Raw genomic sequence first — 21,021 nt, 5'->3', positions numbered from 1 at the left:
TGTCGTTTCGGTTATAAATCTATTCAACCGGCGATCGTGTCCGCCGGATGTCCGTCCTTCGATTCGGGAGGCCAGATGCGGTCCACGAGCTTGGACATCACGGCGAACCATGTCGCCTCGACGACCAGCGAGACCACGCACGGGAGGACCGCATCGGGCATCGTGGTGGCGAACAGCGCCATCGTGAGCGATATGGACATCCCGGAGTTCTTCCACACCGCCATGACGAGGTAGACCATGCCGTCCTCCCTCCTGATGCCCATCCTCCGGAAGAGGAACACGAGTATGATGCCGAGGACGAACGTCCTGAGGACGCAGGCCACGATGAGATACAGCACGACGTCGAAGTCGTTGAAGATGAAGTCCCTCCTGCTCCCAAGCCCTATGAAAACCATCAGGAGCATCATCAGGTTGATGAAGACGCTCTTGAAGCCTCTGGGGAGGTGGAGCCTCTTGATCCCGAAGGAGAGTCCGAAGGGCACTGCGATGAACAGGACGATGTACTTGAGGATCTCCAGCGGGTCGACCGCGTTCCCCAGGAGGACCTTCGTGATCAGCGGTGTCAACCCGATCGCGCACAGGTAGACCGCCGTCAGGGAGAGGACCGACATCTTCGCGTCACCCCTCATCACCAGCGAGGCCACGACGACGGAGACCGCGCACGGCACGGATGACAGCATGACCCATCCTGTCCACAGGTGGTCGTCCTCTATGAAGAACAGTCCTGCGGCCAGGGTCAGCAGCGTGTTGATCCCGAAGCATGCCAGGACGCATGCGACTATCTTCCGGTCGTACGTCTTGAAGTCATGCCTGTTGAACTCGATCCCGTCGAGGGAGACCGCCATCTGGGCTATGAGGACTACCATCAGGATCGTGGCCGCCCACGGGTTGTCGAAACCGAACACCAGGGCGAGGACTATCCCCAGGAACACCCAGATCTTGATGTCGTAGAGGACGTTCACCATAGGCATGATGTCGCCGTCTATCTGGGCATCATATAAACGGGTTTCCGAACTACTCATCTGAAGAATGATGCGGCCTCGCCCACCGGGTCCCTCGTCGGCTTGGCGTCCAGTTCCCTTGCGAAGCGGGACGCGCGGTTGTCGAGTATGACGGCCATGCCCCTGTCAGTCTCCGTCCTTATGAGACGGCCGACGGCCTGCTTGATCTTCCTCTGGGCGGGGACCGCGGAGCAGTATGTCCACCCCTTTCCCGCACCGTACTTCGAGTCGAACATGTCGGACATGGCGGTGAGTTCGGGGGATGGCGGCGGGTAGGGGATCCCTACGACGATGGCGAAGCACAGCTCCTCTCCCGGGAAGTCGATGCCTTCGGCGAACTTCCCGCCCATCACACAGAACAGGACGCCGTCCCTGCGGGAGCGGAACGACGAGAGCGAGCTCCAGTTCCTCTGCATGGAACCCTTCCCGGCTTCTTCCCAGTACAGTTTCTTATCGATGTGCGACTCGAGATAGCCGCGCATGCTGTTCATCGACTTGTACGAGGTGAAGAACACCAGGGTGTTCTTCTCCACCGAGTTGCAGAGCTCTGCGATCGTGCGCTCGATCCTCCCCGATAGCGACGGGTCGTTCTGAAGGTCCTGCCATCTCATCGTCAGGTCCTCCGTGTAGACGACGCGGCGGTTCTCCGGCGGGAATGGCGACGGGTACTTGCGGAATGTGCAGTTGCTGGAGAGTCCGATCACCCTCGCATACTGGTCGAGCGGCTGGAGTGTCCCGGACATGTGCACCGTGCCCTTGGTGGAGTTGAGGAACATGGATATCTCGCGGGGATCTATGCAGCTGGCCCTGAGGTACTCCCCGTCCTTGTCCACCTTCACGGTGCGCACGAACCTCTCGGATGCGGTCTCGCACCAGGATTTGAGGAACACCGCGACCTCCTGTATCTCGGATATGTGCCTGTCCTCGGCCTCCATGAGGAGCTCCGTCCTCGCCTCGCCGAGGTCTATCAGCGTCTCGATGGCAGAGTCGAGGTCGGTCCGGCCCATGCCGAACTTCCCCATGATCCTGTCCTCCAGGACGTTCCCCTGGATCACAGCCGTGTCGTTCTTGGACATCGGAGGCACGAGCTCTATGGCTATGGACCTTATGGACGCCTTCAGGAAGGTGAGGAACGATTTCACGTCGACGTCTCCCCAGACCATAGGGGGGCGTTTGTACGTGGTGCATTCGTCTATGGCCGCATCCACCATGGCGCGGTCTATCCGGAAGGTCTCGCTCTCGCGTGCGGCATCAACGAGGTTGTGGGCCTCGTCCACGATTATCAGAAGGTTCTCGGGACATCCGACGCAGTCCAGGTTCGTCATCAGGCTGTCCCTTATGTCGGGGTCCAGGATGTGGACGTAGGGCGCGGAGACGACCTCGGCATCCTTCATGAGGAGCTTCTTCGCCTCGTACGGGCAGACCTGCATCCTGACGCAGTAGCTGTCGAGCTCGTCGGATGTGGGGAACTCCGTCCTGACGTAGCTCTCGATCTGGGGAAGGCACATCTGGATGCGGTCGAAGTACCTGCATCCCCCAGCCTTACCGTGCCTGCTCTTCTCCTTCGTGTCCTCGCACATCATGGAGAGGACGTTGGAAGGGATGGAGTCATAGTCCTTCACTCCGCGGAACAGGGGACAGGACTTGGCCCTGCCGGTGATGGCCACGCCGGTTATCTGTCTGATCTTGGAGATCGAACGCAGCTCCCTCATCACCTGGTCGCTCTGGGAGATCGTCCTGGTGAGGTACACTATCTTCTTCCCGGTGCGGGTCGCATGGTCGAGGCCGGCGGCCAGGGATATGATGGTCTTCCCGGTCCCGGTGCCCGATTCCATCACGAAGTGCTTCCCGGAGTCCAGGGCGGTGACCATGTCGTTGATGATATCGAGCTGGCACCCGCGGGGCCTGTAGGGCATGAAGGGTGCCTCGGGGATCTCCTCGATCGCCAGTACCGCATCCGGTGCCCTCTTCCTTTCGGATGAGAAGTCCAGCACCGACTGGTTGCTCTCCACCAGCTGGTCCAACGGAGCGCCGCACGTCCTGCACCTGACCTCGGCAGGGGAGACGAGCGCATGACACCTCGGACAGAACATTCCCATCATGCCGTGGCGGAGTCAGAACCCGTTGAAAATGATTTGGGCATGACCACAGTCGGATACCGGGCGCGGGGCCACCCTGGCTCTGGTCGCATGGGCATCCCTGCATCCAAGAGGTTCCTCGGTTCACGGATCGTCGTGGTTGTCCGGACCTTTCCTGCGTTTGGCCTTCTTGCAGCATGTGCTGGAGAAGTCCCCGAGTTCGGAGATGGCCTCCTGGTCCACGGCGTAGTAGTGCCATCTGCCCATGTCCACGCGTTGAAGGAGCCCGGCCTTGTAGAGGATGGAGACGTGATAAGACAGGTTCGACTGATAAGTGTCCATCTCTTCGGTCATAGTGCTGATTGAGAGTGTTCTTCCTTTGAAGTTCATGAGAATAGCCACTCTGCATGGGTCAGAAAGGGCCCTACCGACAGCTGCTATGCGCTGACAGTAACTGTCATCCATAATTATGTATCTAGTCTTAGATTTAAAGATTATAGTTTGGTTATGGTTGGCAATCAAACAGCGGAACGGACCTTCCTGATCTTCAGGGATGAGCGGAGGAACTCCTCCAATGACTGGGTGCAGTCCTCCTTCGGAAGTATGATCCCGGAGTTCTTCGCCATCATGATGTAGAACGCGACGTCGTTCTCGAGGACGGTGTAGACGTTGGAGAAGTAGTTGGACGCCTTCCCGTTGATGGTGGTCACGTCGACCCTGTCGGGGTAGAACTCGTAGTTGACGGTCCCCACGAGCTGCTCCTGCTGATACTGTGCCATCTCCGCCCGTCTGATGCCTTTCAGGGACATGTAGTAGTTGAGCACTCCGAGGACGGCCAGGGGGATGAAGAGGAACCACGAGCGGAACAAGGCGGACATCAGTGCCCCAAGCCCCACGTACAGCAGCATCGAGAGCACAAGCTTCCTGTTGAGACCGTTCTCCCTCTGGACGGTACGGTTGTAGTTGCGGTACTGGGACAGCGTATACGCCGTGGACACCTTGAACAGGGGCTCTTCCATCTCTGTCATCCTACTATCCTGAACTCCTCGCTGTCACTCTCGGACCTGTACCGGATGTGATGTTCGTCCAGTATCTGCCTGATCACTCTTACGTGTATCCCCAGTCCGACGTTGAGGAACTGGTTCTCGACCACCGTGCGGCCATCGTATTCGACGGTGGGGTGGAATCCGAGGGGCATGTGCCTGGTCTGGACCTGCATGGCATATATGTGTCCGTCCCTGTCGTAGATGGGGCCTCCGGACTGTCCTCTCAGCCCCGGTGTGGATGTCTCGACATACAGCTTGTCGTAGTTCCCATCGTTGGTCTTGCCCTGCATCACGTTGCGGGTGTGCATGCCCTCGTTCGGGAATATCATCTCCGTCCTCGGGAGGGGAGGTATGTGGAAGCTCCTGTTCTCCTCATCCCATGTGGACATGACGTTCATGAACGGGTATCCGGAGCGGCAGACACTGGTCCCGGGGCGGGGACGGTCCGGGCCGCAGAGGACGGGATACTCCCTCACCCATCCGGGATCGAACGGCTCCAGTCTCGCGACGGCGAGGTCGAGGTCCCTCACCAGAAGGATCTCGTTCTTCAGGCGCACGCCGTCCCATCCCCACCAGAACGAGTGGTTGATGATCAGGGACGAGTCCACCTTGATCTCCCCCTTGGGGGACCCGGGACGCGAGCTACGGGCATCATTCAGCTGCCTGATCTCCTCGACCTTCTTCAGGTCCGCCTGGTACTTCAGATAGGAGTCGAACATGTGTCCCGCGGTCATGATCCAGCCCTCGTCATTCAGGACGATGAACGTACCGCACTCCGTCGAGACCGACCTGTCCTGATGCCTGGTCGAGATGACGACTGGCCTGGAATACTCGGCCGCTTTAGCGCAGGCATCGGCGAACATACCCCCTGATTCCCGACTAATTATAATTAGCTGGCCATTGCCGGTATGCAATCCCCGACACATGCATGCCGAGCGTGCTGACGCACTCCATAAATAACGGTGCCGTATAGCCCATCGTGATTCAGATGATATCGAAGGAGGTCCAATATCGCATTTATGCTGGTACCAGCAAAAACGACTACACGGGTTGGATCAAGACCGATTCCCCAGACGGAAGCCCGGCTGTGGAGTTCTGGTCGCTGGATCTGGGTTCGGGGTTCTTCCTGGACAGGGTCACCAAGGAGGTCAAGGGAATCCTCGGGAAGAAGACCATCCGCGTCAACAGCATCCGTCGTGACATGACGGTGCAGGATCCCGACGGGGAGTACAAGGATCTCAACTTCAGCATGCTCTTCAACGTCAAGATCATGGTCTCCCCGGACGCCATAAAGTTCGATTCGGGGAACAACACGTTCGTCCTCCTGTCCAGGGAGCCTGCGGACTGGGACGACTTCTCGGAGAACGTCCCCAAGTTCGAGGACAAGGACATAGAGCAGAACTGGGCCAGCTTCTACTCCTGAGCGGGGACACATCGGCCCCGGTAATGTTTACCGGGGCCGAGAATTCTAAATAAGGCCCGCACGGAGCCTCCCCCATGGATGGCTTCGAGATATCCAGGATGGTATCCTCGTCTGCGGGGCAGCTGTATGATTACGTTTCGTTCAAGCAGTACGTCACGGACCCGCCGTTGGGGATGTCCGAGACCCAGGTGTCAGGCGTCGACGTTGGGGACGGCTATGCGGTCCTGTATCTGGCGGCCCGTCTGTCGGACGCGTCCGGACTGATACTGAGGGTCGACAGCGACCAGATCGACGAGGATGCCGCCGGGTTCACGAGATACGACGAGATCTCCAAGACGATAGTCATCCGTCCCGGGGAGGAGGTGCTCGGGAGGATCTCCGATGGGGCGAGGGTGAGCGTGCTCACCGACATGAAGTTCCTGATATCCGCCGTCCGTGAGTTCTATGAGCGCTACGGGGACATGATCCGCATACCCGATGTGCCGTCCGTGGATGCCATCCCGGTGTTCCCGACAGGTGCGGAGGCCAATGTCCAGCAGGTCGCCGCATCGCACGGGGTCCTGAAGAGTAGCATGTCCTATGTATGGGGAGCACCGGGTACGGGGAAGACGCAGTTCGTCCTCTCCTCGTGCATCCGCGGGTGCCTCGCCGCCGGGGAGAGGGTAGCTATATTCGCACCCACCAACAATTCCGTCGAACAGGTCCTCCGCGGTGTCCTGAGGGCGCTTCCGGAAGGGGAGTGTCCGGATGGCATCGTCCGCCTGGGGATACCCACACGGGACTTCCTCAGAGAGTATCCGTCGATGTGCGAGGACCGTCAGGCCCAGCGCAGACTGGACGACTGCCTCAGGTCCCTGGACAACCTGGAGGAGGTCCTGTTCGAGAGGGCATGCGACTCCGTACGTGACGACCTCGCGGCGCTCCTGCACATCGAAGCAGGATTCTGGGACCGTGACGACCTGGTAGGCTCCCATCCGGAGCTGGCAGGTCCGCTGGACTCCGTGCTGTCCGTCTGCAGGATGAGGTCGGACCTGTCCCTCATGTTGGAGGCCGACGATATCCCATTGTCCTCCAGGCTCTCCGATGTGTCCGACGGGCTGTATCACCGGCAACGGCCCGCCGCGTCGATATCGGAATACGACGACTGGTCAGACGGGGACATAGCCGAGAAGATCGCAGAGATCGGGGAGGAGGCGGATGCGTTCCGCTCCAGGACCACAGGCAACAGGATATCTGCGGCGACGATAGTCGCAGGGACTCCCCATCAGTTCATATCCCGCTTCCGTCCAAAAGGGTCTGCCGAGGACGGGAGGATGGAGTTGGACGTCGACCGCATCTTCCTGGACGAGGCCGGATACTGCGGACTGATCCCTGCCCTGACACTATTCAGCTGCGGGGTCCCCGTGTCCATGTTGGGGGATCACATGCAGCTTCCGCCCGTATCCCAGCTTGATCGCGAGGAGGTGTTGAAGGGCACCGCCGAGGGAAGGTCACTGGGCCTCTCGTTCCTGTGGGACCTCTCCGCGCTCCATTCGGAGGCCGTGCTGACAGAGCCGTTCGAGAGCCTGCGCGACGGGTTCCTGAACGGTGACGGCCCCGTATTCAGCATCACCTGTCGTCATGACCTGACATCCACCCACAGGTTCGGAAGGAACCTCGGTTCCGTACTCGATTCGTACGTGTACCACAACGGCGTCGCAGGATCGGGGGAGGGGAACCTCGGGATGTACTACATCGACGCCAAATGCGACAGGAGACAGAATCGGGAGAACAAGGGTGAGGCGATGGCGATCCGCTCGCTGATCGATGGGGAGCGCATGGACCCCGTCGACATCTGCATCCTGACCCCGTACTCGATGCAGTGTCTCGAGATCAAGAGGTGCATCCCCAAGAGGTATCACGATTGCGTCATGACCGTCCACGGCTCTCAGGGAAGGGAGTGGGACACGGTGATACTCAGCGTGGCGGACAACGGGACAATCTCGAGGGACGTGCCGTTCAGGTTCACCAGTTCGGAGACTGACATCGGGATGAAGGTCATCAACACTGCGGTCTCCCGTGCGAAGAGGAGGCTGATCCTGGTGTGCGACAGGGACTTCTGGATCGCCCGCGACGGGGAACTCCTGTGCGGGCTGTTGAGAGAATCAGAGAGATATGGGGCATGAGGCGGGCGTGTGCCCGCCTAAAGGGGTTCAGTCCTCTTCCTCTATGTTGAGGGCATTGAGGATCTGTCTGAGCTGGTCCTTGACGTCCTGGAGGCTGTTCCTGACCTCCGATACCTGGCTGCGAAGGGCGCGGCTGTCAGCCTCGAGGGCATCGATGCGCTCGTTGACCTTGTCATCCACCGCAGGCCCGGAGGCGGGCCCGTCCGTCTTCTCGGCTCTCATCTGCTTGGCGGTCTGGATGAGGGTCTCGCGCCTCTCGCGGAGGGAGGATGCCATCATCTGGAGCTTCTGCTTCTCGGACTCGTCGTCATCGATCTCCGCCTGCGCGATGCGGACCTCGATCTTCATGAGCTCGTCGGTGACGCCTTTGATCTCCGCGGACACGTCGTCCGCAGTCTCCAGGCGGCGCGCGGATGCGGGGAACGCCTTGGCCTCGGCCTCTTCCGCCGAGACGATCTCGAACCCTCCGGCATTGTGGACGGTGGCATTCATGCTCCTGTCGATGTTGGGGACGTCCAGGCCCGCCTTGATGAAGGCGTCCTCGATCTCCCTCTTCCTCGTCACGAGCTCCGATATCTTCTCCTTGACGCCGAGTATCTCGTCGGCCTTCTTCGCGGCCTCGGAGGGGGTGTCCGGAACGGCATCAACCATCGACTTCAGCTTTCTGTTGAGCCTTCCGACCTCGTTGTCTATGAACCTGAGCTCCCTGTCGTATTTGCTGGACGGCATCGTCAATCCTTCTTCTTCTTTTTCTTGTCCTTTTTCTTTTCCTTGGGCTTCTCCTCGGAAATCGATCTGAAGAGATCGTAAAGGTAGTCGTCGTAAAATATGATCTCCCCGAGCTGCTCCATCGCATACGGGTCCTCGAGCATCGCCTTGATCATCTGTTTGGATCTCAGTGCGGACTCCCCGATCTGGAGGCACATGTCCTCGACGACCCCATCGCAATAGTCTGCGCGAAGCTCCTCGGCCTCCTGCTCGTTCTCCAGGTCGTCGGCTGATAGGCCGTCGAGGTAGTCCGAGTAGTTGCTCGGTGCGGGGACCGGGTCCGCATCCAGGTCGATCCCCTCGAGGAGGGTCTCATCGTCGCTCATGTCGGCGATGACGGTGATGTAGGCATTCATGTCTGATCTCAGATACTCGATAAGCTCGTTGTTCAGGGCCTTCTTGTCTGCGTTCCTCAGACGATTCCCCTTCTTCTCCAACGAAGCAATCTCAGACCTCTTTCTCTGGATAGCCCTGTCGATGATCTCGACAGCTTCCTCGATGGTGTACCCATCGTCGGATGAAGAGTTGGATTTCTCTGCCATGTGACGCGAATGTCGTTCAAGGGATTAATAGCGAATGGGTGGAAACTGTCAGAAGCTTAATCATGTGCGGATGGGATGTGAGTGCGATTGCATGTCGGAAGAACATTCCCTGTTGGAACTTACGTCCCGTAGCGAGCGCGGCGACCGCGAGGCCCAGTACCTCCTCGGACAGAGGTACTACAACGGTGAAGGGGTGGATCGCGACATGGGCACCGCGGTCTCTCTGATCTCCGCCTCGGCGCATGCGGGCTATCCCGAGGCCCAGTACACCTTCGGGTTCTTCTGCTGCTACGGGATCGGCGTCCCCGTCGACAAGGTCGCCGGCATACGGTGGTACCGCATGGCCGCCGATCAGGGCTATGTGGAGGCCCAGTACGGTCTCGGATACATGTGCGACAAGGGCGAAGGGATAAAGGTCAACAAGATGGAGGCCGCCAAGTGGTACCTCCTCGCGGCCGACCAGGGCCATCCGGGAGCACAGTGCAACCTGGGGATCCTGTACTTCAACGGGATGGGCGTCCGCAAGGACAAGAAAGAGGCATACCGTCTCTTCAGGCTCTCCGCGGAGCAGGGGAACCTGGATTCTATGTTCAATATCGCCCGCATGTATGAGACGGGAGACGGGGTCGAGGTCGACCCGCACCGTGCCATGATGTGGTATGCCGAGGCTGCCAGCAAAGGGGAGCCCCATGCCTTGTATCAGATCGGCATGAGGTATCTCAACGGGGACGGAGTCCATAAGGACGAGGCCCTGGCGGCCAGGATGCTAATATCCTCCGCGGACGGCGGCGACCTGGATGCGACCATCGCGCTCGGCATGATGTACTATTCCGGGACCGGGGTCCCGTGCGATCACGTCTCCGCGATGTCCTTCTTCAAGAGGGCCGCCCTCCAGTGGAGCCCACTGGGCATATTCATGATCGGCCTCATGTACTACAACGGAGAGGGCGTCGATGTGATGAGGGGCCGCGGCATCGGGCTGATCAAGCTCGCTGCGGAGATAGGGTCCGTCGATGCCGCGGATTTCCTCAGGGACAATATGATTAGCCGAAGTACTCCTTGTCCCTCGGAACGATCTGGATCCTGGCGCCGCAGTACGGGCACTCCTGGAAGACGGTGTCCATCCCGAACTTGTCCTCTCCGAGAAGGGCGGGGCCGGACTCGCTCTCCGTGAACACCGTGCGCTGGGCCAGCAGGTCCTCCAGCATCGGTCCGCAGCAGGCGGCCTCCACGTCCACGTCGGACAGCATGAGCTTTATGACCGGGCGCGACTTCAGTTTCCTGTTGCGCTCCTCGGTGAGTATATCGTCCAGACGCTGGGCGTCGACCTCCGCGCCGGGGAATCCCATCATCGCGGCGTACGCGAGAAGCCTGACGGCCTTCTGTCTGTCGACAGGGAGCCCGATGCCGTTCTCGAACATCAGCCCGAGGTGGTACATCGCACTGGGATCGAGCTCGTCGGCGGCGCGGCCTATGAGTCTGGCACCCTCCTCCGGATCGGGATCCACCCCTTCCCCGGATGCGATCAGTATGCCGAGCTCCCTGATGGCCGGGACATAGCCCTGGTCAGCTGCGAGCCTGAACCATTCCGCTGCCTTGGAAGGGTCCTTGGGAACGTCGGTTCCATAGAGGTACTGTACACCCAGTTGGAACTGCGAATCCGCATCTCCATCCCTGGCGGCCTGTTCGAGTGAGATTCCCGTAGCCATGATATCGGACCGTGATACACGCCATCGTTAATGGTCGTTTGCAGGGCATTCACTGTTCGAGGGACCGGAGCGCGTCCACAGCCTCGGGGACATCGTTGTCCGCGGCCATCCTGAGCCATTTGCGAGCCTCGTCCCGATCGGCCTCGGTGCCGGTGCCCGAGAGGTAGCAGAATCCCACGGTCCCCATGGCGGTGGGGACCCCCTCCAGGGCGGCTCTCAGGAACAGTTCGAATGCGGCGGAGGGGTCCTCCTCCAGCGTCAGGTGACCGAGGCGCTCCGTCGCGAACGCGTCCCCTGCCTGGGACCCTTTGAGATACCATTCCTTGGCGAGGTCCAGGTTCACCTTGGTCCCGACCCCGAACTCGTAGCATACGCCGGTGTGGTACATCGCGTTTATGCTCCCTCCGCGTGCGGCGGTGCGGTACATCTTCAACGCCTTCGTCTCGTCCCTGACGACCCCCAGGCCGTTCTCGTAGAGGTATGCGAGGGAGGTCCTGGCCTCCTGCTCGCCCTGGTTGGCGGCGAGGGAGAGGAGCTTGGCCGCCTTGGAGTAGTCCTGTTCGACGTACACGCCGTCCATGTAGGCCAGGCCGGCATACATCTGGGCATCGGGTATCCCGTCCTTCGCGGCGGTGACGGCGAGCTCGGCGGCCCTCTCGTTGTCGATGCCGTCGTACTCGTCCTGCATGTACAGGCGGACCATGAGGGCCATCGCGTCGGTGTTCCCCATGTCGATGGCCTTGTTGAGCAACTCGAACCCCTTGGCCTCGTCCATGTCTATGTCCCATCCGAAGATGTAGGCCATGGCCAGGGCGTAGACTCCGTCGGGGTCGTTCCTGGCGGCCATCTCCTGGACCTGATCTATGTTCAGCTCCACCTTGCCGTCGCTTCCCTCGAAGATGAATCCCTGCTGCTCCATGCATGACCATCGAAGCATCAGATACAAAACCTTCGCATCGTCTCCTTGCAAACCCGCGGAGGAACCGCTCGCATCCCTCCCAATCCGGATAGCTCCGCTCCCATCTCCGGAACTCCGCATCGTGCACGCGCCTCTCGGCACGGTAGCGCTGTCTGAGGTGGAGGCACTCGTGGTAGACCACGTAGTCCAGCACACGATCGGGGACGTCGGGGGAGTCCAGAGCTGAGGATATCCCCACGACGCGGAACATGGTCGCGCAGAATCCCAGCCTGCGGTGGCTGTCCCCGCGCGTCCACGAGAAGTACGAGTTGTGGATGTCGTCCGCCTCGAGGAGGCCAGCATCCAACAGGCGCTGGACCGAGTCCGGGATGAACGCGTGGTCGCCCGCGTCCGTCCTGAGCAGGTTCCTGCTCCTCGCCACGTATGTCGGCCGGTTCCTGGCGGAGAAGTCATCCGCGTTCACATGGGACAGGAGCGACGAGGGCGTGGACCAGTCGAGTCCCTTCGCCCTCCTGACGGCCATCTCGCCGATGTCCCCCAGGACCCCCTCGGGAGCATCCTCCAGGTAGTCGCAGATCCTGACCATGGCGGCATCCCCCCTGAGTCCCCAGGCGTAGTAGAAGTCCTTCTTCCGGACGAACTCCGCCTCGACCCTCGGCACGAGGCCGGCGCACCTCCGGGTGAGGAGGTCAGACAGGTCTGCGCCCATCCCTTCTCCTGACGACGGCATCCTTCTGTTTCTGTCTGCTCTGTATGGAGCGCTCGATGCGGACGGACCTGTTCTCTGCATCGCATCCGCACCACCACATCGCCGTGGAGTAGGTGGACGGCGTCGGCGTGAACACCTGGACCTGCTCCGGGGTCACGGCCAGGCGGTCGTGGCAGAATGAGGACAGCCTGTTCATGTCATCCATCGTGCATCCGGGATGGGCCGCGATGAAGTAGTAGGTGAGATACTCGTCCTTCCCCATCCTGTCGCAGGACGAGTCGAACATCTCCTTGAAATCGATCAGCACGTCGCTCCCAGGTTTGCCCATGATCTTCAGGACATCGTCGCAGACATGTTCAGGAGCGATCTTCATCTGTCCCGAGACGTGCCTCGACACGAGCAAGTCCAGGTATTCTCCCCCGGAGGTCCGGTCGTGGACGATCATGTCGTGCCTTATGCCGGAATTCACGAACACCCTGCGGACCCCTTCGATGCCGGATATGGAGTCCAGCAGGTCGATCTGGCACCTGTGGTCTATGGGCAGTTTCGGGCACGGTCTCCCCACCAGGCACCTGCGGTCCTCGCAGCGTCCCTTCGACAGCTTCTTGGAGCATTCGATGCTGTACATGTTGGCGGTCGGGCCGCCGACATCCTGGATGGTGCCGTTGAACCCTTTCCTGGAGGCCATCGCCCTCACCTCGCGGAGTATGGACTCCTTCGACCTGGACACCACGGTGGTCCCCTGATGCGCCGATATGGCGCAGAACGAGCAGTCACCGTAGCACCCGCGGTGGGTGGTTATCGAGTTCCTTACGGTCTCCATGGCCTTCACCTTGCCCATCTTCGCATAGAAGGGGTGGACCGCGTTCTCGTAGTCAGATTCGTAGACGGAGTCCAGTTCGTCCGGTGTGAGGGCCCTCTGGGGACGGTTGTGGACGAGCCAGCGGTCCCCGTGCTGCTGGCACAGCGGCTTGGCGGTAAGTGGGTCCTGGTTGTGTCTGAAGGTGTCGAACGCCCTCATGAACGCCCTGCGCTCCTCCTTCCTGCTGACGTCCTCGTACGAAGGGAGTACCAGGCACCCCTCGGGGCGTCCGGAGGAGATGTGGCATACGCCGCGCACGTCCTTCCAGTCCATCCCGTCGCGCATGCGCCTGGCTATCTCCAGGTTGGACAGTTCCCCCATGCCGTATACGATGGCATCGGCCTTGGAGTCGAACAGGATGGACCTCCTGACGGAATCGGACCAGAAGTCGTAGTGGGCGATGCGCCTCAGGCTCGCCTCGATCCCCCCGAGGACGATGGGCCTTCCCTTGGAATGCTTCTTTATCAGGTTCGTGTACGCGATGCAGGCCCTGTCGGGACGCCTGTCGTTCACCCCTCCGGGAGTGAAGTCGTCGTCCTTGCGGAACTTCCTCGTCGGGGTGTAGTTGGCCACCATGGAGTCGACGCATCCGGCCGATACGGACCAGAACAGTCTCGGCTGGCCCAGGCGCGTGATGTCCCCTCCCGAGGACACGTCCGGCTGGGCGATCATCCCGACGCGGAACCCATGGTCGATGAGCCAGTGGCCGATCATGGCGGACCCGTTGTACGAATTGTCCGTGTACGTGTCGCCGGACACCAGGATGATGTCCAGGGAGTCCCATCCGCGGGCGTCCATGTCCTCCCTGGTGGCAGGTATGAACATCTCACTGGACCTTCAGTTCCATCAGGTAGTCGTTCATCACGAATCCCTTCCCGATGGGATTGTCGACGGATCCTGTTATGACGAACCCGAGCTTCTTGTAGATCTCGATCGAGTGGCTGTTCTCCCTGTTGACCGTTAGGTGGACCACGTCCTTCCCGAGGTCCCTGGCCTCCGAGACGACGTATCCGAGGGCCTTCCTGGACAGTCCCCTGTGCCTGTGGTCCTTCAGGATGTAGATCTTGGACAGGAACATCCCCTTCTCGTCGGGGACGTACGCGCAGAATCCGACGATCCTGGACCCGTCCCTTATGGCCAGATACGTGTACCCTTCCGAGATGGCCTTGGATATGGCCTCGTAGCTCTGATACTTGTCCAGCATGTAGAGGGTCTGTTCGACGGGGACGATCCCCTCGTATGCCTCGGTCCACACGCTGTGCGCGACGGACGACACTATCCTGATGTCGTCATCGTCGTGTATCGGCTCCATTGTGATGCCCGGGCGGGACGCGTCGATCTCCGCGATGTAGTCCTTGAGGCCGACCTCGAAGTTCACCCCGTAGCGTATGTCCTCCCCGGAGTTGTACGTGCGTACGATGCTGGTGACAGTGAGGTTGACGGCCGCCTCGACGGAGTTCCTCAGGGAGAGCCCGTTCTCGCAGGCCCCAACCAGCGCGGAGCTGAACACGTCCCCGGTCCCGTGGTAGTATCCGGGGATCTCGTCCCTCATGACCTCGCCGGTCTCGCCGGTCTCGTAGTCCATGTAGACGGCCCCGAGCCTGCCCTTCTCGTAGCTTATGCCGGTCAGGACGATCCTCTTGGCACCGAAGGCGCGCGCCTTCTCGAGCATGGAGCCGATGTACTCGCGGGTGTACGGCCCCTCCCTCCATTCGAGGCCGAGCATCAGGCAGAGCTCGGTCAGGTTTGGCATAATGACGTCGGCCTTCTCGCAGAGCCTCCTCATGCCAGCGGGGAAGTCCGGCCCGAACACTGCGTACAGTTTTCCGCCATCCGCCATCACAGGGTCCACGTATATCGTCGTGTCCTCATCGGACAGGTCGTCGAACAGTCTGGAGACTATGTCGATCTGCTCGAACGATCCCAGGAATCCCGTGTAGAACGCGTCGAACTTTATGTCCAGGGTCTTCCAGTGCTCGTCGATCGGGATCATGTCCTCGGTGAGGTCCCTGTATGTGAATCCTTTGAATCCGCCAGTGTGCGTGGAGAGGACCGCGGTGGGCAGCCCGGAGCATTCGATTCCTGCTGCCGAGATGATGGGCAGTGCGACGGTCAGGGAGCATCTGCCGACGCACGAGATGTCGTGGATGGCCAGGATCCTTTCATGATTCATGGTCGCGCCATGGGTATCAGATATCTTAAGATGGCGATGTCGCGGTGTCGCGTGACAGAGACAATTCTTATACCGTCGCGACGGGATAATCCCGTGATGGAGAAGGCGGACGCTCATCTGGAAGAATCGCTGAGGGAGCTCAATGACAGGGTCCACGAACTCGAGGCGTCGGAGGACCTCGAGCAACTGCTCGAGGCCTATGTGAACCGCGGTCGCGTGCTGGCGATGATGGAGTACCGTACCTCGGCGCTCGACGACTTCGAGACCGCTTCGGAGCTTGCCGATGACCTGGTGTCGTCAGGTACGGAGGTGGATCCCGGAACGTACGTGAGGATCCATTCGGCCATGGCGTCCCTCGTCTTCGACCAGGACGGGGACCCGGTGGAGGAGTACTATCACGTGGCATCTAAGCTCGACGGCCTCGATGCCGGGTCCAGGCATTACGACCAGAGGTCCATAGTCCGTCTCTGCATAACCGCGTCCGAGGACCTCATAGACTGCGGCCACCCCGAGGACTGCAGGGTATTCGTGGAGAAGGGGCTGTCCATGACGGAATCCCGGGACCCGTGGTTCCAGAACCGGAGGATGGAGCTCCACGGCCTGTCCGCCGAGGCATACGATGCCCTCAACGACGTACATTCGTCCATACGGTCGTGCACCGATGCCATCGAGGTCGGCACGGACCTCATGGAGCGCGGGGTCCTGGAGGATACGGACTCCCTGGTGATGATCCTGGTCATGCGTGCCGACTCCGAATCCAGCATCGGCGACAATGACATGGCGATCGTGGACCTGACCGTAGCGGTGAACGTCATGGAGGGCCTGCTGGAGAACCACGGCCTGCCGGACCAGGAGCCGCTCATATCCCTGCACCATGACCTTGCCAGTGTCCTCATGAAGGCCGGAAGGGTCGAGGAGGCCGAGAAGCACCTCATCCGCGCCATGGAGATCGGCGTCGGAAGGGGCGCCGCGGGGATGGACGACATGCTCCGATGACCGTCCCCGGAGTACATCCACGACCAATCCCTAAAATAGGACCCCGCATACACTGGGAGCATGAGCGGGCCTGAGAGAATACTCCGTGATGAGGAAGTCAGAGAGATAGAATCCATCGCCAATGGCGACAGCATCGACTTCGAGGCTATGCTCGAATGCCTCGGCGGCATAATGTCGAGGGGCATGGCGGACGGAAGGTTCACGGAGAAACAGGTCCAGCACGACATGGAGTTCGCACTCTGGGTCGCCTACACGTGCAACAACATCGATGATTACGAGCACTACTGCACCACGGTCGACTGGCTCTCCCGCGTGGAGGACCTGTCGTCGAATTGCGGGACGTGGTTCTACAGGTACGGCGTGGCCCTGATGTACACCGGGAAGCCCCGCAAGGCCTTCGACTATTTCGCCCGCGGCGTCGAGGAGGAGCCCATGTACACGCCCAACTGGGCGATGCTCGCACGCATGAGGTCCCACTACGGCGACAGGAAGGGTGCCCTCGCCGCCGCCCGCAAAGGTCTCGAGATCCATGAGGACGACCCGGAGTTCCTGGAGATCATCGACGACATCGAGAACTCCCGCACCCTCGAGCAGACGGAGTTCCGTATATTCGACGGCGAGAGGTACGTCACTCCCGGTGACGACATAGTCCACGAGTTCCTGACGAACGACGATGACGATGTCCGTTCCAGGGCGGAGTCCGTGATGGGCATATTCACGGACAGTGCCAACCTGAGGAGGATCAAGACCGCCGTCCATCCCAGCGGATGGATCCCCGACCACCCCTATTGCACGTTCATGACGGACGGCGGCAACGGGCAGGTCCTGGTGTCCCTCGCCATGAACGAGGCGTTCCTCTCCAAGTTGGATGCTGCCGATATCGTCAGGGTCCTCGACTCCGTGCATGAGATGGAATCGGCCGCCCGTGCGGGCCTGGACCATGTGACGCCGGACATGCCCCTGTACGCGCTGACCATAGCCCGTGACATGTCCGTGATGCTCAGTTTCGGATCGATCGGTGGCGGGGAGCCCGTCAACGCGATGTTCGGGCCCGACCTCCAGCTGGTGAAGATGGAGCACAGGGGAGGCCCGTTCGTGGCGTTCGTCCTGCTGACCGGGGACTCCTGGGATTGCGAAGAGGTCAAGGGCAACCTCGCCAGCGACTGGGGGGTCCGCTGCAGGGAGAAGGAGGACGAAGGCAACCTGGTGTTCGAGAACGAAGGCAACCTGGTCGCGTACAGTCTCTTCAGGACGAAGGTCCCCGACGGGGAGGCGGAGGAGAACGCCGCCAACAACTACATGTGGCCCGAGGCCGTGGAGACGACCCGCAGGCACACGTCCCATCTGATGGTCGCACTGATCAATCACGGCATGACTCCCGTGCCCTCGGCCCTGACCCACACGAAGATGGTCGCCGCGGCCGCGAAGCTCCCCAATGCCATCGGGGTCTACTACCAGGGGACCGTCGTGAAACCCGAGGTGTTCCTGGAGACCGCCGATCAGATACGCGAGGGACAGCTCCCCCTGGACGATTGGGTGTGGTTCGGCATCTCGCGCTCGGAAGGGGGCTACACCGTCTACACGAGAGGGATGTCCACCTTCGGGATGGATGAGATGGAGGTCACCGGGGACCGCACGCCGATGGAGCTCAGGGACTTCCTGTACAATGTCGCAGGGTACCTTCTGCAGAACGACACCATCCTCTCGGATGGGGACGAGATCGGATTCGACGCGGAGCATACGATCACGGTCGAAAGGTCCCCCGGGGTCGCCATCGACGGCATGACACTGAAATTGAAATATCCGGAGTGACGCCATCGATGTCGCATATCATCGGTGGCACGAACGGGAACGACCCGCACGTTCCAGTCATCGTGGCCTTGGACAGTCATGTTCCGGAGATGAATCGTTCGATTTCAAGTGAGTTAAGCTGTTTACATTATTAATATATTGAATATAGATATTTCATAAATTAGTTAAAGATGTGCTTCAGATGATATTCGACGTCCGTGACATTATGGTCCTGAACAGGATATTGATACGTAAGGGCATCGAAGTGGCCACCGCCACGTTTGACAAGGGGATGAGCGAGGATGACAGGAGGTCATACGTCTCCGAGCTGGTCAAGCACATATCACGCGCAAAGGTCATGCTCTCGCTGGCCACTAACGACCTGTCGAACATCTCCGCGGAACTCGAGTTCCTGGAGAACGAGGGGCTCAAGCCCATGCCTTCCTTCATGGACGGATATCTCGCATCCCTCAAGGACAGGGATTCCGAGGATGAGGGGGAGTTCACGTGGATGACCGATGAGCTCGCGTTCCAATACCCTTTCCTCAGGCATGCGGCGGACATCGCGGACACGGATGGATGGGTGCCGACCGCCGAGGACGTGGCAGTCATCCGCAGCGTGCGCCACACGATGCGCTCCATCGTGGACAGATGCATGGGCCAGGATCCGGACGTGTTGGGCGATTCCCTGGACTATGCCGTCGCGACGGGGAACCAGTGTGCGATACTCCTCCGGATCAGCGGATTGAAGAGCGTGACGAGCGAGGACATCTCCTCCGCGGTCGATGCCCTAGGTACCGTCGACACCCATGACTTCGACCGTATCTTCCTCGACATCCTCGGACCCGATGAGAGGGCGGACCTGGAGGCGTTCCGTGCCGATCTCGGGAGGTTCATCGCCATGATGTACGCCAGATGCATCATGAACTCCAGACTCCCCGGTTCCTCGGAGATATCCGACGGTCCGCATCGATCCGCATCATCGATTAAGCATCCTGCTTAAATCCTCCGTTTCCCATGCGGTATGCATGTGGGATGCAGATCTTGTTGCCAGGGTCAGGGACAGAAAACTGAACGAGATCATGATATTCGCCTCGATGGCGAAGATCGACAGCGGGAACGTCGACACGTACATAGACATCATAGTCTCCCTGGGGGATGACATAGATGCGTGCGATACGCTCCTGGATACCCTCGGCGAGGCCGAGATAGAGTTGGATGCCATCGATGCACCGGAGTACGCGGAGAGGCTGTCGCCTTCCGAGCGCGAAGACGAGGACCGCTTCAACTCGATGAAGGCCGCCCCTATCGGTGTGCCTGATCAGCCGGACATAGAGGAGTACGTCCGCGGCCTGATCTCCGACGCGGTCGAATCCCTCCGTCCCGACAATTCCTCCGACGATGCCATATCCTCGCTCAAGGACGAGCTCTCGGGCTGCCGTGCGAGGGTGGAGCAGCTGACCCAGCAGCTAGACTACTCCCGGACCGAGAATGCCACCCTGGAGGACGAGCTGAGGGAGGTGACCTCCGACAGGGACGAGGTCCGCAGACAGGCGGACGAGCTCAGGTCCAGCATCGCATCACTGAAGACCGACCTCCAGCTCGCCGAGGAGAAGCTGTCCGTCCTGGAGCCTGCCTATCAGGAGGCCATGTCCAGGATATCTGAGCTGGAGTCGTCCGCAGATGCCGTGGCGGACCCCGTCGAGGAGGTCGTCGGGAACAATCCTGATCCCGAGGTCGTTCCAGAGGCGGAGGCCGAAGAGGATCCCGTCGAACCCATGGGTCAGCAGTTCCTCACGAACGGCAATATGGATTCCGTGCGTCGGGTCAGGGACATGAAGGAGTCCAAGATCGATTCCATCGTGGAGGCGGCCATGGACGGGAAGATGGACATGGACGTGTGCGATGACATCATCGAATTCCTGAAGGATGACATCGCGATATGCGACGCGATCCTCCAGATAGACTTCGACGTCACGGACAGTGTGGTCTCCGGTTTCAAGGAGATAATGCGCATCGCGACCGATTCCCCCGATCCGAAGCATCAGGAGGAGTACACGCAGATGCTGACTCCGGACGAGTCCATTATCGAGTACAACTACGCTCAGGTGCTGAACAGCCTCCAGGGTATGATGATGTACATGAGCGACTCGCTCAGGGATTGATCTTCGAACACATGGGCCGGATCGCTTCCGGCCCGTTCTTTTACCTCATATCTCTATAATTGTTCATTGATTTTATAATATCATTATAATTTAAGCTGATTGCTTATCTTCATAAATTATTTTCATATAATTATTTTTGTAATAAATTATTGACATAATCCAGAGTAATGTTCTTCTGATTAGTTTTTACCGTACACGATGTATATTTCCTACATATTATAATTAATTTAGCTAATTACTTTACATAATATATTATTATCGATGATTGATGTTTGATATCTATCTAAGGCAATCTACTATTATTAATTTAGCTAATATCTTTATTCAATTAAATTATAATGTATATAGAATATTTTAAAAATTATTGAAGAAAATCATGATTTCTAGTGGAAATATCGATTACTTTTGAAAATTGATGTTTTTCTTACGGAATTTCAAAAATATAATGGATTTTAACCATGTTTTTGTCCACGACGGCCTCCCGAATATACACTTGATTTTGATGTTTTGAGGCAATTTACCCTAGATTTTTTGCGTATTTTGAACATTTTGGAGATCGTGTAGATATTGTAGGGTTTTCGAATGAATTATTTGAGAATTTTGCAGTGTATACCCAAAAATCAATAGAATCTATCAATACTATAATTAATTTAGTTAATATCTTTACATAATAA

18 protein-coding genes and 2 pseudogenes are annotated in these 21,021 nt (G+C 59.2%); 8 read left to right on the top strand and 12 right to left on the bottom strand.

Annotation, left to right across the window (positions count from 1 at the left end):
• Positions 1 to 23: 23 nt before the first annotated feature.
• The 5 genes from V5D86_RS01920 to V5D86_RS01900 all read right to left on the bottom strand — a co-directional run bounded on the left by V5D86_RS01920 (position 24) and on the right by V5D86_RS01900 (position 4,988).
• Positions 24 to 971 carry a bile acid:sodium symporter family protein gene (locus V5D86_RS01920; protein ID WP_414595007.1) on the bottom strand — a complete coding sequence of 316 codons (948 nt, stop codon included), beginning with the start codon at positions 969 to 971 and terminating at the stop codon, positions 24 to 26.
• A 47-nt stretch (positions 972 to 1,018) separates the two neighbouring features.
• Positions 1,019 to 3,103 carry an ATP-dependent DNA helicase gene (locus V5D86_RS01915; protein WP_414595006.1) on the bottom strand — a complete coding sequence of 695 codons (2,085 nt, stop codon included), beginning with the start codon at positions 3,101 to 3,103 and terminating at the stop codon, positions 1,019 to 1,021.
• A 120-nt stretch (positions 3,104 to 3,223) separates the two neighbouring features.
• Positions 3,224 to 3,544, bottom strand: a complete 321-nt coding sequence (locus V5D86_RS01910; RefSeq protein ID WP_414595005.1) for an ArsR/SmtB family transcription factor — start codon at positions 3,542 to 3,544, stop codon at positions 3,224 to 3,226.
• 53 nt (positions 3,545 to 3,597) lie between these two features.
• Positions 3,598 to 4,107, bottom strand: a complete 510-nt coding sequence (locus tag V5D86_RS01905) for a YcxB family protein (protein WP_414595004.1) — start codon at positions 4,105 to 4,107, stop codon at positions 3,598 to 3,600.
• Complete coding sequence (locus V5D86_RS01900; RefSeq protein WP_414595003.1) at positions 4,104 to 4,988, bottom strand: trypsin-like peptidase domain-containing protein; 885 nt, start codon at positions 4,986 to 4,988, stop codon at positions 4,104 to 4,106. The genes V5D86_RS01905 and V5D86_RS01900 overlap by 4 nt, the downstream gene beginning before the upstream one ends.
• A 116-nt stretch (positions 4,989 to 5,104) precedes the next feature.
• On the opposite strand from V5D86_RS01900, the gene V5D86_RS01895 reads away from it, so the two are divergent.
• Both V5D86_RS01895 and V5D86_RS01890 read left to right on the top strand, forming a co-directional pair.
• On the top strand, positions 5,105 to 5,548 hold the full coding sequence (locus V5D86_RS01895) for a hypothetical protein (protein ID WP_414595002.1): 444 nt from the start codon (positions 5,105 to 5,107) through the stop codon (positions 5,546 to 5,548).
• A gap of 74 nt (positions 5,549 to 5,622) precedes the next feature.
• The gene (locus V5D86_RS01890) at positions 5,623 to 7,713 is read left to right on the top strand and encodes an AAA domain-containing protein (protein WP_414595001.1); all 2,091 of its coding nucleotides are present in this window, start codon (positions 5,623 to 5,625) and stop codon (positions 7,711 to 7,713) included.
• Between the two features lie 27 nt (positions 7,714 to 7,740).
• Here the strand turns inward: V5D86_RS01890 and V5D86_RS01885 are convergent, their stop codons facing one another.
• Together V5D86_RS01885 and V5D86_RS01880 are read right to left on the bottom strand one after the other, a co-directional pair.
• Positions 7,741 to 8,442, bottom strand: coding sequence for a hypothetical protein (locus V5D86_RS01885; RefSeq protein WP_414595000.1), 702 nt, complete (start codon positions 8,440 to 8,442; stop codon positions 7,741 to 7,743).
• A gap of 2 nt (positions 8,443 to 8,444) precedes the next feature.
• A complete protein-coding gene (locus V5D86_RS01880) occupies positions 8,445 to 9,023 on the bottom strand; it encodes a hypothetical protein (protein ID WP_414594999.1) in 579 nt (192 codons plus the stop codon).
• Between the two features lie 34 nt (positions 9,024 to 9,057).
• On the opposite strand from V5D86_RS01880, the pseudogene V5D86_RS01875 reads away from it, so the two are divergent.
• Positions 9,058 to 9,906: pseudogene (locus tag V5D86_RS01875) on the top strand (tetratricopeptide repeat protein); the annotation flags it as partial.
• 160 nt (positions 9,907 to 10,066) lie between these two features.
• Here the strand turns inward: V5D86_RS01875 and V5D86_RS01870 are convergent.
• A complete protein-coding gene (locus V5D86_RS01870) occupies positions 10,067 to 10,732 on the bottom strand; it encodes a tetratricopeptide repeat protein (protein WP_414594998.1) in 666 nt (221 codons plus the stop codon).
• Positions 10,733 to 10,781: 49 nt separating this feature from the next.
• Complete coding sequence (locus tag V5D86_RS01865) at positions 10,782 to 11,651, bottom strand: tetratricopeptide repeat protein (RefSeq protein WP_414594997.1); 870 nt, start codon at positions 11,649 to 11,651, stop codon at positions 10,782 to 10,784.
• 248 nt (positions 11,652 to 11,899) lie between these two features.
• Here V5D86_RS01865 and V5D86_RS01860 point away from each other — a divergent pair, with 248 nt between their 5' ends.
• On the top strand, positions 11,900 to 12,220 hold the full coding sequence (locus V5D86_RS01860) for a hypothetical protein (protein WP_414594996.1): 321 nt from the start codon (positions 11,900 to 11,902) through the stop codon (positions 12,218 to 12,220).
• 120 nt (positions 12,221 to 12,340) lie between these two features.
• On the opposite strand, the gene V5D86_RS01855 is transcribed toward V5D86_RS01860, so the two are convergent.
• From V5D86_RS01855 to V5D86_RS01845, 3 genes and pseudogenes are all read right to left on the bottom strand, one after another.
• Positions 12,341 to 14,047, bottom strand: coding sequence for a YgiQ family radical SAM protein (locus V5D86_RS01855; protein ID WP_414594995.1), 1,707 nt, complete (start codon positions 14,045 to 14,047; stop codon positions 12,341 to 12,343).
• Between the two features lies 1 nt (position 14,048).
• The gene (locus tag V5D86_RS01850) at positions 14,049 to 14,534 is read right to left on the bottom strand and encodes a GNAT family N-acetyltransferase (RefSeq protein ID WP_414595146.1); all 486 of its coding nucleotides are present in this window, start codon (positions 14,532 to 14,534) and stop codon (positions 14,049 to 14,051) included.
• A gap of 24 nt (positions 14,535 to 14,558) precedes the next feature.
• Positions 14,559 to 15,395, bottom strand: a pseudogene (locus tag V5D86_RS01845) (pyridoxamine kinase); the annotation flags it as partial.
• A 96-nt stretch (positions 15,396 to 15,491) separates the two neighbouring features.
• On the opposite strand from V5D86_RS01845, the gene V5D86_RS01840 reads away from it, so the two are divergent.
• From V5D86_RS01840 to V5D86_RS01825, 4 genes are all read left to right on the top strand, one after another.
• The gene (locus tag V5D86_RS01840; protein ID WP_414594994.1) at positions 15,492 to 16,391 is read left to right on the top strand and encodes a hypothetical protein; all 900 of its coding nucleotides are present in this window, start codon (positions 15,492 to 15,494) and stop codon (positions 16,389 to 16,391) included.
• 60 nt (positions 16,392 to 16,451) lie between these two features.
• Complete coding sequence (locus V5D86_RS01835; RefSeq protein ID WP_414594993.1) at positions 16,452 to 18,203, top strand: DUF4261 domain-containing protein; 1,752 nt, start codon at positions 16,452 to 16,454, stop codon at positions 18,201 to 18,203.
• A 181-nt stretch (positions 18,204 to 18,384) separates the two neighbouring features.
• Entirely contained in the window at positions 18,385 to 19,185 is an 801-nt protein-coding gene (locus tag V5D86_RS01830; protein WP_414594992.1) for a hypothetical protein, read from the top strand.
• Positions 19,186 to 19,210: 25 nt separating this feature from the next.
• Positions 19,211 to 20,347, top strand: a complete 1,137-nt coding sequence (locus tag V5D86_RS01825) for a hypothetical protein (RefSeq protein ID WP_414594991.1) — start codon at positions 19,211 to 19,213, stop codon at positions 20,345 to 20,347.
• The last annotated feature ends 674 nt before the right edge of the window (positions 20,348 to 21,021 follow it).

It is taken from the genome of Candidatus Methanoprimaticola sp. MG2 (assembly GCF_047501175.1).
Classification (GTDB): domain Archaea; phylum Thermoplasmatota; class Thermoplasmata; order Methanomassiliicoccales; family Methanomethylophilaceae; genus Methanoprimaticola.
This window is presented reverse-complemented; position numbering and strand designations above follow the sequence as displayed.